This window comes from Scytonema sp. HK-05 (genome assembly GCF_963872035.1).
Lineage (GTDB): Bacteria > Cyanobacteriota > Cyanobacteriia > Cyanobacteriales > Nostocaceae > Kalymmatonema.
Genome location: NZ_CAWMYC010000120.1, coordinates 19,278 through 35,020 on the forward strand (window position 1 = coordinate 19,278; position 15,743 = coordinate 35,020).

Below are 15,743 nucleotides of genomic sequence, written 5' to 3' on the forward strand. Positions count from 1 at the left end.
AATCATTTGGCAAGTCCTAACAGAAAAAAATTTTATGCGGCTTTTGTCCTCAACTTGACCCACCCGAAAACTGTCAAAAATACCACAAACTGAACAAGAACAATACTAGGACCAGAGGCAAAGTTGAAAAGACCCGATACGATTATGCCAGCAAAGCTACTTATGGAACCGACAATCACCGACAGCAACAAAAAGCGGTTAAAGTGGTGACTCATCAGTTTGGCACAAGAGGCGGGAATGACCAAAAAAGCGTTGACGAGTAAAACGCCAACAGCTTTAATTGCCACAGCAACAGCTAATGACAGCAGTACGACAAACCCATATCGGTACAACTGAACTGGAATGCCTTGAACCTTTGCCACAGCAGGGTTAAGTGTTAACAAAATTTGCTGCCTGAGGGTTGATAATAAGAATAGGCTGCCTCCAACAAGCACAAGCAGGGTCAAAATCAAATCTGTCATGTCAATAGCGAGAATATCGCCAAATAGCACGCCCATCAGGTTGCCGCGATATCCTTTAATTAAGCTGGTAAGAATCACGCCCACGGCTAAGGCACCTGACAAGACAATGCTTAGAACGCTGTCGCTACCTAAATCAGTTTTCTCTATAAAGTAAAGGACAACCAACCCAAAAATGAGTGTGAATGGTAGCAGCATCCAGGTGGGATTTAACTGTAGCAGCACACCTAACGCCACACCTACTAAAGCAGCATGACCAACAGCATGGCTGAAAAAAGACAACTGGCGCAAAGTGACAAAAGTGCCTAGTAAACCGCCCAGTGTTCCCATCAAAACAGCACCTGCAATAGCACGTTGCATGAAGGGAAACTGTAGCAATGTCACCAGGTCATTGACATTGGTGACGGCAAGCCAAGCTATTTGGCAATTATCAAATAAAAACATATGTTATTTTTTTGACAAAATTTTGATAGTATTTTGAGTTTATAAAATTTCTTTTTTACTAAGAAATAACAATAAGGTATCTACAGTAATACTATGTCAGTTCATGTCACCAATTCTCTTCCCCAAAAAGAAATTACTAAGTACAATCAAAGACGCGAGATAGAGAACGATAACGTTCAACCTCTGTCACATCAGATTCTCAACAGTGACAAAGCCCAGCGCATGGCAGAATTTCTCAGCTTTTTAGGAGATGCTAATCGTCTACGAATTCTCTCACTGTTAGCGCAACAAGAACTTTGTGTTAGTGATTTGGCAGCAGTACTGAGTATGACTGAATCTGCCGTCTCTCACCAACTGAGAAATTTACGGGCGAGCCGTTTGGTTAGTTACCGCAAGCAAGGTCGTAATGTCTTCTATCGCCTCCACGACAGCCATGTTTTGCATCTTTATCAGGCTGTTGCCGAACACCTAGATGAATAGCAATCAAGACTGAAGAATGCAAAAAAAATCAAGAGCAATACGCTTGGTGATAAGACCAAAACCGTTATCAAGACGTCAATGTAGAGACGTTGCATGCAACGTCTCTACACGTGTGCAATCTATGGCACATTCGTGCCACGCTTCGCTATCACCAACAATCCTTAACTGAAGCGTATTGAAATCAAGAGTGAAGAATGAAGAAATTGTTCTTTCTTCTTTCTTCTTTCTTCTATCTTTTTCATAACTTAGTTATGATTATGTTGATAGCGACTGAAGGCAGGACCATAAGTCGCTAAAAGGTTTTGCGGCGAAAGAGCAACTTCTGGAACCCCAGTGCAAACGATGGTTTGATTCAAGCAAATAACGCGATCGCAATAACGGCTCACCATATCAATATCATGGCAAACCTGCAACACTGTCCATCCTTCTTCCTGCTTAAGTTCATTCAACAGCGTATAAAAATCTGCTGCACCTTGCACATCTACTCCAGCAAACGCCTCATCTAACACCAAAAGTTTCCGAGGCATGACCAAACAGTATGCTAGCAACACCCGTTTAAGTTGACCACCACTGAGAGTTCCAATAGCTTGATTTTGTAGATGGTAAGCATCGGTTCGCCGCAAAGCTTCAGCGACTGCTGCTGATTTTTCCCGACTCGTTCGCGTTCGCGTAGCGTGTCCGGAGGACTCAGCGGGCGCTCTGCGCCATCCCCCGAAACCTCCAAAAGAAAACTTTTTTTTGGTCTCACCTCCGCTTGTTGCAGAATTAGAGCCAGATGAACGAACCCATCCTAACCCTACCAATTCACTCACAGAAATGGGAAAGCTGCGGTCAAAGATAAAATTTTGTGGCATATAGCCCAACTGGTGACGTAAATTCTCCAGGCGTGTTATTGGGCGACCTAATATTTCAATTTTGCCAGCACTTCGTGGAATCAAATCCAAAACTGCTTGCACCAGCGTACTTTTACCCGCACCATTAGGACCAACTATGGCTGTATTCGTTCCTGAAAATAATTCAAACGAAACATCGCGAACAGCTAGGTAGCTACCTTGATAGACAGTCAATCCCTCTACCTTTAAAATAGGAAAATTATTAATCATCGGTCATCGGTCATCAGTCATTGGTTATGGGTCATGGGTCATTAGTCCTTTATATAAAGTGCAAATGACAAATGAAAACATTTATCTGCAGGCTGATTCTAAGGTTTGCAAATTATCTCGCATAGCCTTGAAATAATGCTGCGGATCTCTCTCGCCAGTTTCTAAAGAATTCAGGGAACGCAAACTTAAATTCAAGTCCTTAGAAAGGCTTGTTAACAATTTGTTATCTACCCCTGGTTCACTAAACAAAGCTTTTACTTTATACTTTTTCACTGCATTAACTGCATTTTGCACATCAGTTGGGGCAAGTTGGTCTTCTGGAATTTCCACGACGGCAACTTGCTTGAGGTTATATTGTTTCGCTAAGTATGGAAAGGCATCATGGAAGGTAATAAAAGTACAATTGGGATTTTTTTGTAAAGTTTGCTTAAAATCGTTATCTAAACTTTCCAGTTGCTTGATGTAAGCTGCTGCATTTGATTCATAAGTCGCTTTATTCCCAGGGTCGGCAGCAATTAAACCATCTTTAATATTAGCAACTTGTTGTTTTGCTAAAACTGGATCTAACCAAACATGCGGGTTTCCCTCTGCGTGTTCGTGGTCGTGTTCTTCCTCTTTTTTACTGGTTTTCTCAACAGGTGAAATTTCATTTAAGGGTTGAATACCTTTACTAGCATCAATTTCAGACAATTTGGGATTTTGGGCATTTTTAACGGTGTTTTCTAAAAATCCTTCCAAACCCAAGCCATTTTTTACCAACACATTTGCCGTGGCGATCGCCTTTACATTCTCTGGCGTAGATTGGTACTCATGTACCTCTGTTCCCGGCGGCACTAAAATTTCCACATCCGCTGCATCCCCAGTGACCGCTTTGGTAAACAAATACATCGGTAAAAATGTTGTCACCACTTTGATTTTTCCTGACTGTGGCGATGGAGTGGACGCAGCTTCTCGTGCCTGCGGTGACTGTTCAGGAGCTGTTGCCTGATTGGTGTTAGATTGAGTACACCCACTACTCAGTGAGAACATAAGCAGAGCAATCAGAGGTATCATACCGCTTCTGTGTCTTTTTGTTTTACGTCCTTCATAAATCCAGAGCACTGTTTTCTCTCCTTGCTGGAAGCTGTTTGCTTTCCCTTGATTTAAATTTCTATTGACAATAAGACTTAATTTTACCTCTTAATATTATAATTATTCTCATTCTCAAGTAAAACCTCTGCGGTTGAGTGTTAGTAGTTGCAACAAAATTTTTTGTTGCAAGCACAAGTCCTGCTGCGTGCATGCTTGGTTGACTGAATGAATAGATTTATCCGCACTCAACTCTTAGGGTTTGTCCTGTAAGAGGATGTTTGGAAAGTGTAGTTTTGTACCAAAAATTATCAATCATCCCCCTAAATCCACGCAAGTTGCTCTACTTGGGGACACCCCTGCGTACCCGTCACTGGCTCCCCTTAAATCAGTTATCAGTTATCAGTTATCAGTCAGTCAGGCGTATGGTGGGGGATGCGCTCACCGCCCTCCGGGTTCGCCACTTGCTCTACTTGGGGAAACCCCAAGACCGCAGTGGCTCACCACCAACGCATAAAGGTCCAATTGGTGGGGGACGCGCGACCACTCGTATTTAACTGATAACTGCGGCTGGTACTGTTGACTGTTAAAAAGGGGGACTTTTACCCCCCTTTTTAAGGGGGCAGGGGGGATCAAAGAAAATATTTTATACTTCTCAAACATCCTGTAAGGGTGCTACCTTGATGGGCATATAAGTTTATTGGTAATTTTTGAAATTTCTGATTAAACAATTTGCGGATTACTGATAAATTAATGAGACTACTTTCTAATAACAATAAGCTTTGACAAAGCGCAGTGTGGGTGTTCATTGAGAATGGGTGTGAGGAAAAAATGACAAAATTCTGGAAATCCCTGCTGGTGAGTCCAGCGGTTTTCGGCACAATGTTAGTAATGAGTGCCAGCGCAATTGCAGGGGAAACGCCTGACAATTTGGAAATCAAAGTAGCTGAGAAAATCCCTCAAAACAAGACAATGGCACAAGTGACTTCGGTGTCTCAGCTATCGGATGTACAACCCACAGATTGGGCATTTCAAGCACTGCAATCCCTGGTGGAGCGCTACGGCTGTATTGCTGGATACCCGAATGGGACTTATCGCGGTAATCGGGCGATGACGCGGTATGAATTTGCAGCTGGTTTGAATGCTTGTCTCAATCGGGTTAACGAACTCATTGCCACTGCTACAGCAGATTTGGTAAACAAACAAGATTTAGCCACATTACAAAGACTGCAAGAGGAATTTACAGCAGAATTGGCGACACTACGAGGTCGTGTGGATGTTTTGGAAGCAAGATCTGCTGAATTGGAGGCAAATCAATTTTCTACAACCACCAAACTACAAGGGCAAATTGTTGCTGCAATCACTGATGTTATAGCAGGTGATAGAGTCAACGATGTAGATGTAAAGGACAACAATACAACATTTGGGGTGCGGGCGCGTGTGGAGTTTGTGACCAGCTTCACAGGAAAAGATGAACTTTTCACCAGAATCCAGGCTAATAATATTCTCAGCCCTGACATTGGCACACCGGAGGGCAACCTGTTTTTTGCCGATGAAGACGGTACCACAGATGCTTTTATCGATGCACTATACTACAAATTCCCCCTTACAGAAAGTACAGAAGTGATCGCTCTTGCCAACGCAGGTGCAGCAGACGACGTTACCGATACAGTAAATATCTTTGATGGGGACGGCGCATTTGGTGCTTTGTCCAGCTTTGGCACGCGCAACCCAATTTATTACAACATGGATGGTGCGGGGTTGGGAGTCACTCAACAGTTTGGTGATGCACTTTCACTCAGTCTGGCGTATTTGGCGAGTTCACCCAATGATCCGTCCTCTAAGAATGGTTTGTTCAATGGTCCATACGGTGCGCTGGCACAGTTAACATTTAAACCCAGCGATCGCTTTACTATTGGCTTGACCTACATCAACGCCTACAATCAGGAATTGGGTACTGGTAGTGTGCGGGCAAATCCTATATCCTTCCTTGCGTCTGAAATTGCGCCTCCCCCTGAAGTGACTGGAGAACCTGAGGTAGTGAGTGTGCCATTTGCTAGCAATTCCTACGGTGTACAAGCATCCCTTGGTTTGAGTGAGAAGTTTGTTTTGGGTGGTTGGGTTGGATATACTAACGCTCGTAACTTATCCACCGAAGGAGGGAGAGTTGACCGTGGAGAGCTTGATATTTGGAACTGGGCTGTCACTCTCGGATTTCCTGACCTTGGTAAAAAAGGAAACTTAGCAGGAATTATCTTCGGTATGGAGCCTAAGGTGACAGGTTCGAGCATTAATGAAATTTCCAAAGATAGAGACACTTCCTATCACGTTGAAGCGTTCTACCAATACAAAGTAACCGACAACATTACCATTACTCCGGGAGTCATCTGGCTGACAGCGCCGGATCATAACAATGACAACGATGGTGTTGTCATTGGTGCGTTCAGAACTACACTCAGTTTCTAGTCAGTACAAAAAGACCAGCCTACCACAGCTGGTCTATTAAAATTTTTCTTTGCGTTGTCTTCTCAAGAGGGTCAAACCCAAGTAGCACGTTCTCAAAACGTAACGGGAAACTTTTCTTAACAATATTGTAACAGCCAACACAGACTTTTTATTGGCATTTATCAAAAAAAGATGTTTACGAAGGAAAATAGCTTCTATCTTTAAGAAGAATTCAACCATCTGCCAAGAAAAAGTCAAAATAGTTTATTTTTACTTTTGACTTTTTACTTTTTACTTATTTCAACTAATTGCGGTTGTCCCCAAATAATACGCTCCTGCTTGTAAATAGCAATTCCTGGTTTGGCTCCCTTGGGTTTGTAGACGTGTTTTGGCTGAGTGTAGACAACTGGCACTTGGTCACTCTGACGACCGCGACTATAGTATGCTGCTAAGTTAGCAGTATATTGCAAATCGGCTTCCTCTGGAGGAGTTCCCGGTTCTAGACGCAGCAGCACATGGCTTCCAGGAATTTCTTGAGCGTGGAACCATAAATCGTAATCGTTGGCTACACGAAAGGTTAATTGATCATTTTGGCGATTGTTGCGACCAATTAAGACTTCAAAACCGCTAGGGGTGCTGTAACGATAAAAGTTAGTGCTAGCGGCTTCCGTTGAACTGCGACGGCGGTACCCTGAGTCTTCTAAATAGCGTTGCTGGATCAGTTCCTCGCGGATTTCTTCTAGAGCTTGTAAATCTTCTGCTGTTGTGTAATTCTCGATCTGAGAAATCGCCGCTTCCACTTGCTCCAAATACTCAATTTCAGCCTTGACTTCAGCCAATAAGGGTTCTACAGCAGTGCGAGCGCGTTTGAGTTTTTGATGCTGTTTATAAAGACTTTGGGCATTTTGTACAGCATTTTTATCTGGTTCTAAAGCGATTTTTGTCGGTTTGCTAGTTTCAAAATCAGCCAGGATAATTTCCGTCATTCCCACTTGCCACTCATGTAGATGCGCCATCAACAAATCAGCTTTTTGTCGATACTCATCCGCGTTCTCAGACTGCTGCAAGCGTTGCTCAAAATTAGCAGCTTTCAGTCGTAATTTTTCCAGAATATTATTCAGTTTCTGGCTCAACTGATGCCGCAGTTGAGAAAATGTTTGTTGATTGCTTTGGTCGGTGTAGTAACGGTTGAGTAACTCTTGGATATTGTTCGCTGGCTTCAGGGCACCCCAACCAAGTACAGTGTATCCTTCTTTTGTCCAAGCAGGTTCAAACTTCTGGCTTTCCAACATGAGCAGCCATTCTTGCCAATGGTGAAACAGCCGTTGCCAATCTTCGGGTTTTAGGGTGTCTGTTGAATTTTCTGGATCTATGTCTGATACCAGCAGCATCGATTGTATCAGTGAAGGTGAGACACCGCGATAGGTTTTGAGCAACTGACGCTTGATAGCTCCTGGGACTAAGCTGACTCGTTCTTGCCAGCGTTCTTGAGATTCGCTCAAACTAGGTATAGCAGCAGTTAGACTCGGTGGTGTTTCATAAGGCTGCCCTGTAAGAATGGGGCGGACGCTGGATTTTTGTTGGCTGACTTGATGGGCAACGGTGATAATGATGTTATTGGCATCGGTGAGAACAACGTTGCTGTACTTGCCCATGATTTCAATGTACAGGTGATACAGGGCGCTTTCTCCCGGACGACCGGCAAATTGCAAATCAACGACACGTTCCCAAGGAGCGATTGTCTCCAGCCCCACCAATGCCAAACCACCTAATTGGTGCAGTAGTTGTTGGCTAAAGGTAAAAGTATCTGGTGTTCTTGGTGGTGGATCGCCGATATGAAGGCGAGCTGTTTGGGGATGCCAGGAAATTTCTAGCCAACCCCGTGGTTTGAGAGTGCGGAGTGCTATGGCAATGGTGTAGCTATTGCGCTGATATACTTGTTCTATGCGTGATGGTAGCCAGTGAGCGCGGATGTCGCTACAAACAGCGCTGAGCGTTGTGAAGTCAAATGTTTGCACGACGATTGGCCGTTGTTGTTTGAGTATCGATTGTCAGTATAATTCCATTTTCTCTGATTCAGCATAAAGTGGGGCAAGCAAAAAGCGGTCAGCTGTACTGATTTTTTCAAATATCATGCTGACCGCTGCTTTTTTGACTAGTTTTTAAGCCTATTAGCTAGTAGTTTATGTCATTAATTTTGACATGTCCTAGGGGTCAGATCCCCGACAACTTTTACGAAGTCGGGGATCTTGTAACTCATTAGAATTAATGAAACAGACCACTAGCTACTTTGACTTTTTTTCTTCTGCCATAACCTATACCTGCCACTGTCGCCAAGAAGATTGCACCAACTGTTCCTGGTTCAGGTACGCTTGTGCTTGAGGAACTGCCGCCAACCTTAATTTGGTATGCCAGTTGAGAATTTCTGGGTGGGGTTGCAGCCCAGAACAACGATGTTTTACCAGTGATCACGAATGGATCACTGATTTGACTAATTTGGAGATAATCTACGTCTGAGGCAATACCTAGAGAAGAAGAGCTCAAATTTCCAATTCCTTCACCGTTAAACGCCAAGTTAGTCAGAGATACAGCACTGTTATTTGAGGCAAAGGTACGGATGAAAATGTCATTCACCGGACCATTAAAAGCGTTGCTGCTGAGGAGTTTGCCATCAACCGTATAGTTAACGGTACTTCCTGTGTATTCCAGGCTGAAGTCTACCGGCTTATTATTCTCCCAAGCATACTGCTGTTGTTGTACGGGATTAGCACCTTTCTCAACATCCTCATTTATACTGAGTTCATAAGTTGCAGTACCACCCAAATCGCCAATGCGACCTTCGGCAACAAACAATTCGTTAAATTGACCCTGATTTATCAGGTTTTCAAAGTCTGTGTCAGTAAAACCTGTTTGATTGACGAGTGTCAAGGCTTTGGCAGAATGAGGTGCTACAAATAAACCCAGCGTAGCTAACCCCAAAACAATAAGTGACTTGCTGTAATTGATAGACTTGCGTACACGAAGCATAGTTTTCCCTTTGAATGGCTGATTTATTAACATCTCTGTGTTGCTTTCGGGCGCAGCGAAGCTGATTGCACACCCAAATTGCTACTAAATTTAATAGATTGCACCTAATAAATCAAAAATCTTACTCCAACACATACAACAGTTTGCATCTTTATTGAGGTACACCTTTTCAACTCAACAGCCAGATATCGAGCAAATTCTACTTCTGACGACTAACGCCAATATTGCTGCTGTATAAAATAAACAAGTGTAGATTCATCAAACTACTGATTCCTGTTTCGGTTGGCTTTGGTTGTTACTTAAGTGGTGAAGCAAGCAATCACTTCTATACTTTAGAGGTTAAGACATGACTTCGCACAATGGCGAGAAAAAGCATTGTATTTTACAGAAAATTTGACTAAATATAAAATTTCCTTGTTTTTTGGGCAAATTCTCGAAAACAGACACAGACAATCTGTTTTAAGTTTTGACATTCTCCCTACGCCTATAAGGCGGGGGATTCCAAGAATCACTTCTTAGAGTTCCTCTTTCCGCGAGTTGACTTGCTTGGAGGAGTTTCCTCTCCCAAGTATTGGTCATTCTCTCCAGAGGCGTTAGTTCCGACGTGACCCCGCCGTACGTAGTGCTTTTTCTAGTATGTTGCGTGCAGCGTTCCAGTCTCTATCTTGGATATGTCCACAATGCAAGCAAGTATGTGTTCTGGTGCTAAGAGTTTTCTTGACGACTTTCCCACAGTTGGAGCAGTTCTGGGAGGTGTGATGAGGTGGTACAGCAACTGTGATCACGCCAAAGACTTTGCCAAAATATTCAATCCAAGTGCGGAAGTGAGTCCACGCTGCATCAGATATCGATTTGGCGAGGTGTCGATTTCTCACCCTTACGGGTTCGCCAGTCGCTTCAAGTCGGGGAACCCGCCCAACGCGCTGGCGAACCATGTTTCGCACCTGCAAGTCCTCATACGCCACGAGGTCGTTAGACATCACTACGCACCTTGCCGTCTTGACAGCAAAGTCTTTACGCTGGCGACTTACCTTGAGATGCGCCCTAGCCAGTTTATTTCTAAACTTAGCCCTATTTTTGGAACCTTTTTCAGTCTTAGACATACGGCGTTGCAACCGTTTCAAAGACTTCTCAGACTTACGGAGATGACGCGGATTGTGCACTGTCCTGCCGTCAGAATCAGTGTAGAAGTGGTTCAGCCCAACATCAATACCAACAGTCTTGAGTGTTGGCTCCTTCTTATCCAAACGTTCCTGGTTAAGGCAAAATTGGACGTAGTAACCATCTGCACGGCGAACAACGCGGACACGTTTAATCTGCTTCAATTGGTAGAAGTGCAAGTCGCGGGTTCCCCACATCTTAAAGGTTCCCGCTTCAAATCCATCAGAGAAAGTGATATACCGCCTATCTTCAGAAAGCTTCCAGCCACTGGTCTTGTACTCAACAGAACCGTGGGTTTGTTCTTTCTTAAAGCACGGATATCCTTTTTTTCCTGGCTTCTTCTTTTTGCAGTTGTCGTAGAAGCGAGAAATTGCAGACCACGCTCTTTCAGAGCTAGCTTGTCTCGCCATAGAGTTGAGATTCTTTGCCCACTCGAACTGTTGAGCAAGAACCGCACAATAAGCAGAAAGCTCGTAGCGCCCAATGTCTTTATTGTCCATCCAGTATCTGACGCAACTGTTACGAACAAAACGAGCAGTACGAATAGCCTCATTCAGCTTCCCGTATTGCTCGCCTGTTCCTTCCAGTTTTGCTTCAAATACCAGCATCTTTACGTCAAACTTATTGACGTAATTATAGCACAAATACTTGGACGGGGAATGAATTCCCAGAGCGTATTTCATGCCCATGCATGAATGCAGGGGCTTTCATTCTTTATTTTTTGGTAAAACATAAATTTTTCTCAAATAAAAATTCTCAACAAACAAAAAGACTTCTTTACGAAGTCTTCTATGAAATCCTCTTTGTTAAGATTTTTAACGGTATTGAGTGAGTTGTTTGTCGCTCATGGATAATGGACAATCGGGATATAGTCAAAACTTATAATTACTCAGAGTTAGGTTTAACCTATAGAGTGTTGACTATTCACGACTTATGTCCTCTTACTCGGTATTGTTAACTCGCTAATATCGCTTCTTTCTGCTTTTCTTCTGGTATTTCTTCAACTTTATGTTGTAACAATTGGGTGTAAAGTTGAGCTAGCTCAGATGCAACTCCTTCCCAACTGAACTTTGTTTCAACCCTGTTTCTAGCAGCTTGACCTAACTTGTCTCGCCATTGGGGATTAGCGAGAATTCGGTCGATCGCAGCAGAGAAAGCACCAACATCTTGTGGTGGTGCTAATAAACCAGTTTCTTCAGGGACTACTGTAAACTGAAGTCCGCCAACATCACTTGCTACGACTGGTGTGTAACTTGCCATCGCTTCGATTGCTACCAGTCCAAAAGGTTCGTAATGACTGGGAACAACACAAACATCAGCAGCTGCGTAGTAATATGGCAGGATTTCCTGACTCAAACGACCAGGGAAGGTCGTAAAGTCACTCATGCCTAATTCCGCGACAATACTTTCAATGCGCGAGCGTTCTATTCCGTCGCTGTGACCTGGGCGGCTACCACCACCAATAATTAACTGGAGTTTTTCAGATCGCAATTTCGACTCTGCCACAGCACGAACCAGTGTTTCTATACCTTTGCGTGGATCAAAACGTCCTACATACAACACGAGTTTTGCTTCCGGGTCGATTCCCAACTTAGCTCTTGCTGCAATTCTTTCTACGCAACCAAACTGCCCAATATCAGTACCACAAGGAATAATGTCGATACTTCCTTTTGTGGAAACAAGCGATCGCATATGTTCTTGTTCCTGCGGGCTTGTCGCCACAATTCGTTCAGCTGTCTCCAACACCTGTTTTTCCACAGCTAGCCGGGTAGTAGCAATCAGAGGAATCGTATTAATCGTGTTGTACTTAACTGCTCCTAGGGAGTGGTACGTGTGAACCTGCTTGCTTGCTTGGATTTCCTTCAACTGCATTCCTACCCAGCTAGAAAGCCAGTAATTTGTATGAACCAAAGGATATACAAAGCCATTTTCTTGCTGGAATTTGAGGAAATTATCTATAAATTCTGGCAAGTATCCAAACAAATTGTCTCGTGGCACAAATTCAACGGCACCAGCTTCTAACCGGATGGTTCGACAGTTTGGGCTATGTTGAACTATTGTTTCCTGTTCCGCACTCACTTTGCGGGTAAACATTTCTACTTGCCACCCAAGTTTAGCTAGTGCTTCTCCAACTTGGCGCACGTATACATTTTGTCCTCCAGCTTCTTCTTTCCCGATTTCAACCGCCGGATCGCCGTGTACTGAAATCAAGGCGATACGTTGTTCAGTTCTAGAGTTCATAGTTTGTTGGTGTTTTCGCTTCAAGAGGTTTCAGGCAGAGTCAGTTGCTGATTAGCCGTATATCTCTATGTATGCAGAAAGTTTAATTAATCTTTATTTTAATTTAATATGCCACATATTTTTATACATCTGCTGCCAGAAGTAAGGTTTTTATGTACGTATTTATATTTAAATTCTTTATACTTAGTGTGATATATTTTTAGCTAATATCATTCATAAGTAAGCCTAAACTTTGTAATTCTAATTACACCTATAGATTTTTATCTATATTCATGTCTTCAGTGTAGATTGTTGTAAAAAGATAGTAAATAAATTAAGTATGTTCAAAGACTTAAAGACAATGTTTATAATCTGCCTTCTATCCTCAAAATTTATAGTTTCTTGCTTACTACCATAATTTCTCAGTAAAACTTCTGGAAGTAGACCTGTATGAAACGAGGATTACTCAAAAATAGTGAGTTGAAATTAAAAGTCGAAACTTATACTACAGCTTTGAACAAGAATCTAGTTTTTTGAGTGATTAGAAGTAATAATTAATACTAAATTTTCTGTATTTAAAGTATATTTGATGACATATTAAGACAATTTTCAGGTTGCACTCACTGAACGCCTAGATATGAAACTATTCCTACCAGAAGAAGATGGACACACCAGCTATAACCTTCTATATAGCAATCCTCCGCAGATTTGTGTTGGCGCAGCCTGCGCTTGGCGCATAAATAGATTGGCTGAGATTCCCGACTTCTGTGAGAAGTCGGGAATCTTGTTGTTCAAGAATGATTTACGATTGCTACAGATCTCACAATCGGTTCACCACTTTGTAGGAGAGAGGTTTTCGGTGATACTCTAAAAACTCAGGCGGATTTACCAAAATTCGCCCTAAAGCCCCCACTGTAACGGTACTCCGTGAGCGTGGTGGGATATAAGGCGGGTGATGATGAGGGCATCCCCGACCTATGTTGACTGTAAGTGAGCGCGGGAGCGGGATGTCCGAAGAATCACCAAGTATTTCTAAATTTTGTCCGGAATCCGTCTATTTTGACTGGTATACTATTATTGGTTGGCTCCCTCACCACTCGGCTGACCACAACACGAAGTAGCAGAAAGGATGCTTGCGAAAGTAACTAGCGAGAGAAAAGGGGAAAGATCCTGGTCACTGGTTCGTATGATTACGCTCTCCGGTAAAAGATAAGCCACACAAGGATGTACGGAAAAGAAATTCACTGCCTGCGGGAGGCGGGCGGCTGCCAGGGTACACACGGGTGTACGGGAGTAAGGGGCGAGTCCCAAACCTCCGGAGGACAGGTAAGACCATCATCGTCTTGAGTGACGAATACCTTCGGGTATACCTAACGTGGCACTGACCAATGAAACTGGAAGCCCCCACCATAAACGGTACTCCGTTTTGGTGGTGGGTACTTCACAGATCCATACAGGTGTCACCGCAGAAGTTTATCACAGGGGCACGTGCGTGGCAGATCTGCCGGGAAGATGCCAGCAAGGGTAACGTGTTTGGTTGGGCAGCAGATATAGCGCAACTCAATTGAATGAAGTAATTATTTATCTGTGTCCATCTGTGTCCATCTGTGGTTCATTATTTCTTTGGTGTACCTTACTCCGGGTTCCAAACCCTTATATATGTGGCGTGTGGGCTGCAATAGTTAACTTAGCTCGTGATTTTGCTGCCCTTAATGGCTTTGAAAGCGTTTCTGGCGACGGCTGGGGACTAACGATGACGCAGGATGCAGATCTTACAGATGACCTTTTTTGAATTCAAAGTTCGCTCGTTCAAAGTTCAAAAATTAAGAATCTTTTTTTGAATTGATTAATTCTGGGTACAAGCCCCCACCATAATCAATGATATTGGTGGTCAACTTTCTGAGTGGCGCTTCCTTGCTCCCACTAATTAATTTTGAATGCGTGAATGCGTGAATGCGTGAATTTGAGCGAAGCGAGTGACGACATCACGCTACTAGACACAGCTGCTGCACTTGCCATGACTGACAACATTCAAGAGAGGAGAGTGCTGTACGAAGCTTGTGATGGGCTGCGTGTCCCTGCTGTGTTTCACCATTTTGATTACATTCTCAATCAGTCATCTTATTTCTAAAAAGAAATATCTCGGCTGATGATAAGTTAATTGACAACGACGAGCGCTTTGACACAATGACTTAAGGTACTCGTCTGTGGCAACCTCTGACAGATATCCTATGCAATTAGAATTTATTCCGGTTGAAGATTTTTACTTTGCCCTAACTTTAGGGGTTCGGACTCTCGAAGATTTGGAAAAACCCGGTCTTGTCGAACAAGTGCGATCGCGACTTTTGGTAGAATGCGGTCAACCTTCTACCGTCGCTCCTGGCAAACAGAATACATTTAGCTATGTCTTCCGTGTACAAGGTGTGGACAACAGCCCTGCATCTGGGCTGATCGTTTCTATTTCAGACTGGCAAGACAGGCTGCGCCTGAGTAGCGATTATGGTTGGACACTAGATCAAGAACGCAAGCCTATTCGCTCAGAAAAATATAGCCAGCGATCGCTTTTCACCCAACAGTTGCGATCGCACTTACAACAATGGTTACAACTTCCCTTTAACTAGATAGCCTTCGCCATTTCTGGGATAACAATTAAAAATTAAAAATCAAAAAAACTTGATTTTTAATTTTTAATCTTTCTTGCTTGCGCATTAGCTTGTGGTTTGTGCCGCAAGCATTTGCTTGAGTTTTTCCAACTCATTAGCCCACCGGGGATCTGGACGAATAGCGTCATCCGTACCAGATGCTACTGGTGTGTTTTCCCTAGCACCGCCACCACGACGAGACTTCTTGTTGTTGTTGGAGCTTTTTTCCCTACGATTGCTTTCTCTTATTGGAGTAGGAGTAGGGGTGCTACTTACAGGATTAGGAGTAGGTTTACTAGGTAGCTCCTCGTTGTTTTCCTCTCCTTTTGTACGAGGTAATGCTTTCTCGAGTTTTATAGGAGAGTCTTTGAACACTTGACCATTGTATTTTTCAATAATTTGGTCTGCTTGTTCGTCATTGTTTACTGTCAAAAAACCGAATCCACGGCATTTGCCTGTTTTTCGGTCTTTAATCAGTTTTGTGGTAACTGCATCGCCTTCTTCTGCAAAAACTGCTTGCAGTTCTTGACGATCTATTTCTTCTTTAGGCAAATTGCCTATGTATAGGCGAACGGACATGACTACACCTCCACGAGTTGAGTGAAAACGACCAGGCAAAAAACAGTACCTTGGCTCTGGCAATCGACAACATACTATTGACCAATGCTGCCACAAACCAATTTTTTTCTCCAAAC

General features: G+C 43.2%; 14 protein-coding genes and 1 pseudogene. 7 read left to right on the forward strand and 8 right to left on the reverse strand.

Annotated features, from left to right (window positions below; genetic code table 11):
* Positions 1-32: 32 nt before the first annotated feature.
* Positions 33-902: a metal ABC transporter permease gene (locus AACT52_RS25320; RefSeq protein WP_073633805.1), complete on the reverse strand. Its 870-nt coding sequence runs from the start codon at positions 900-902 to the stop codon at positions 33-35.
* Between the two features lie 93 nt (positions 903-995).
* Between AACT52_RS25320 and AACT52_RS25325 the strand changes: the two genes are divergently transcribed.
* Positions 996-1,382 carry an ArsR/SmtB family transcription factor gene (locus AACT52_RS25325; protein WP_083630543.1) on the forward strand — a complete coding sequence of 129 codons (387 nt, stop codon included), beginning with the start codon at positions 996-998 and terminating at the stop codon, positions 1,380-1,382.
* Positions 1,383-1,627: 245 nt separating this feature from the next.
* Here the strand turns inward: AACT52_RS25325 and AACT52_RS25330 are convergent, their stop codons facing one another.
* Both AACT52_RS25330 and AACT52_RS25335 read right to left on the reverse strand, forming a co-directional pair.
* Positions 1,628-2,485: a metal ABC transporter ATP-binding protein gene (locus AACT52_RS25330; protein ID WP_073633806.1), complete on the reverse strand. Its 858-nt coding sequence runs from the start codon at positions 2,483-2,485 to the stop codon at positions 1,628-1,630.
* An 81-nt stretch (positions 2,486-2,566) separates the two neighbouring features.
* Entirely contained in the window at positions 2,567-3,538 is a 972-nt protein-coding gene (locus tag AACT52_RS25335; protein WP_073633850.1) for a metal ABC transporter substrate-binding protein, read from the reverse strand.
* Between the two features lie 311 nt (positions 3,539-3,849).
* Here AACT52_RS25335 and AACT52_RS25340 point away from each other — a divergent pair, with 311 nt between their 5' ends.
* A complete protein-coding gene (locus AACT52_RS25340; protein ID WP_143172877.1) occupies positions 3,850-4,110 on the forward strand; it encodes a hypothetical protein in 261 nt (86 codons plus the stop codon).
* 274 nt (positions 4,111-4,384) lie between these two features.
* Positions 4,385-6,019: an iron uptake porin gene (locus AACT52_RS25345; RefSeq protein WP_073633808.1), complete on the forward strand. Its 1,635-nt coding sequence runs from the start codon at positions 4,385-4,387 to the stop codon at positions 6,017-6,019.
* A 263-nt stretch (positions 6,020-6,282) separates the two neighbouring features.
* Here the strand turns inward: AACT52_RS25345 and AACT52_RS25350 are convergent, their stop codons facing one another.
* The 4 genes and pseudogenes from AACT52_RS25350 to AACT52_RS25365 all read right to left on the reverse strand — a co-directional run bounded on the left by AACT52_RS25350 (position 6,283) and on the right by AACT52_RS25365 (position 12,427).
* Positions 6,283-8,016, reverse strand: a complete 1,734-nt coding sequence (locus AACT52_RS25350; RefSeq protein ID WP_073633809.1) for an Rqc2 family fibronectin-binding protein — start codon at positions 8,014-8,016, stop codon at positions 6,283-6,285.
* 247 nt (positions 8,017-8,263) lie between these two features.
* Positions 8,264-9,025 carry a choice-of-anchor W domain-containing protein gene (locus AACT52_RS25355; protein WP_073633851.1) on the reverse strand — a complete coding sequence of 254 codons (762 nt, stop codon included), beginning with the start codon at positions 9,023-9,025 and terminating at the stop codon, positions 8,264-8,266.
* A 508-nt stretch (positions 9,026-9,533) separates the two neighbouring features.
* A pseudogene (locus AACT52_RS25360) lies at positions 9,534-10,794 on the reverse strand (RNA-guided endonuclease InsQ/TnpB family protein).
* 346 nt (positions 10,795-11,140) lie between these two features.
* Positions 11,141-12,427, reverse strand: coding sequence for a glycosyltransferase family 4 protein (locus AACT52_RS25365; protein ID WP_073633810.1), 1,287 nt, complete (start codon positions 12,425-12,427; stop codon positions 11,141-11,143).
* 616 nt (positions 12,428-13,043) lie between these two features.
* On the opposite strand from AACT52_RS25365, the gene AACT52_RS25370 reads away from it, so the two are divergent.
* The 4 genes from AACT52_RS25370 (at position 13,044) to AACT52_RS25385 (ending at position 15,027) form a co-directional block, all read left to right on the forward strand.
* Positions 13,044-13,277: a hypothetical protein gene (locus AACT52_RS25370; RefSeq protein ID WP_143172878.1), complete on the forward strand. Its 234-nt coding sequence runs from the start codon at positions 13,044-13,046 to the stop codon at positions 13,275-13,277.
* Between the two features lie 517 nt (positions 13,278-13,794).
* Entirely contained in the window at positions 13,795-13,974 is a 180-nt protein-coding gene (locus tag AACT52_RS25375; protein ID WP_073633811.1) for a hypothetical protein, read from the forward strand.
* Positions 13,975-14,351: 377 nt separating this feature from the next.
* On the forward strand, positions 14,352-14,537 hold the full coding sequence (locus tag AACT52_RS25380; RefSeq protein ID WP_073633812.1) for a hypothetical protein: 186 nt from the start codon (positions 14,352-14,354) through the stop codon (positions 14,535-14,537).
* Positions 14,538-14,637: 100 nt separating this feature from the next.
* A complete protein-coding gene (locus AACT52_RS25385) occupies positions 14,638-15,027 on the forward strand; it encodes a hypothetical protein (RefSeq protein WP_073633813.1) in 390 nt (129 codons plus the stop codon).
* Positions 15,028-15,114: 87 nt separating this feature from the next.
* Here AACT52_RS25385 and AACT52_RS25390 read toward each other — a convergent pair whose 3' ends face one another.
* Positions 15,115-15,627, reverse strand: a complete 513-nt coding sequence (locus tag AACT52_RS25390) for an RNA recognition motif domain-containing protein (protein WP_073633814.1) — start codon at positions 15,625-15,627, stop codon at positions 15,115-15,117.
* Between the last annotated feature and the right edge of the window lie 116 nt (positions 15,628-15,743).

Bases quoted from the DNA above. Each gene is read 5' to 3' on its own strand.
- AACT52_RS25385 (WP_073633813.1), top strand. From the start codon at position 14,638: ATGCAATTAGAATTTATTCCGGTTGAAGATTTTTACTTTGCCCTAACT.
- AACT52_RS25365 (WP_073633810.1), bottom strand. From the start codon at position 12,427: ATGAACTCTAGAACTGAACAACGTATCGCCTTGATTTCAGTACACGGC.
- AACT52_RS25355 (WP_073633851.1), bottom strand. From the start codon at position 9,025: ATGCTTCGTGTACGCAAGTCTATCAATTACAGCAAGTCACTTATTGTT.
- AACT52_RS25330 (WP_073633806.1), bottom strand. From the start codon at position 2,485: ATGATTAATAATTTTCCTATTTTAAAGGTAGAGGGATTGACTGTCTAT.
- AACT52_RS25320 (WP_073633805.1), bottom strand. From the start codon at position 902: ATGTTTTTATTTGATAATTGCCAAATAGCTTGGCTTGCCGTCACCAAT.
- AACT52_RS25345 (WP_073633808.1), top strand. From the start codon at position 4,385: ATGACAAAATTCTGGAAATCCCTGCTGGTGAGTCCAGCGGTTTTCGGC.
- AACT52_RS25325 (WP_083630543.1), top strand. From the start codon at position 996: ATGTCAGTTCATGTCACCAATTCTCTTCCCCAAAAAGAAATTACTAAG.
- AACT52_RS25390 (WP_073633814.1), bottom strand. From the start codon at position 15,627: ATGTCCGTTCGCCTATACATAGGCAATTTGCCTAAAGAAGAAATAGAT.
- AACT52_RS25380 (WP_073633812.1), top strand. From the start codon at position 14,352: ATGCGTGAATGCGTGAATTTGAGCGAAGCGAGTGACGACATCACGCTA.
- AACT52_RS25375 (WP_073633811.1), top strand. From the start codon at position 13,795: ATGAAACTGGAAGCCCCCACCATAAACGGTACTCCGTTTTGGTGGTGG.
- AACT52_RS25335 (WP_073633850.1), bottom strand. From the start codon at position 3,538: ATGATACCTCTGATTGCTCTGCTTATGTTCTCACTGAGTAGTGGGTGT.
- AACT52_RS25370 (WP_143172878.1), top strand. From the start codon at position 13,044: ATGAAACTATTCCTACCAGAAGAAGATGGACACACCAGCTATAACCTT.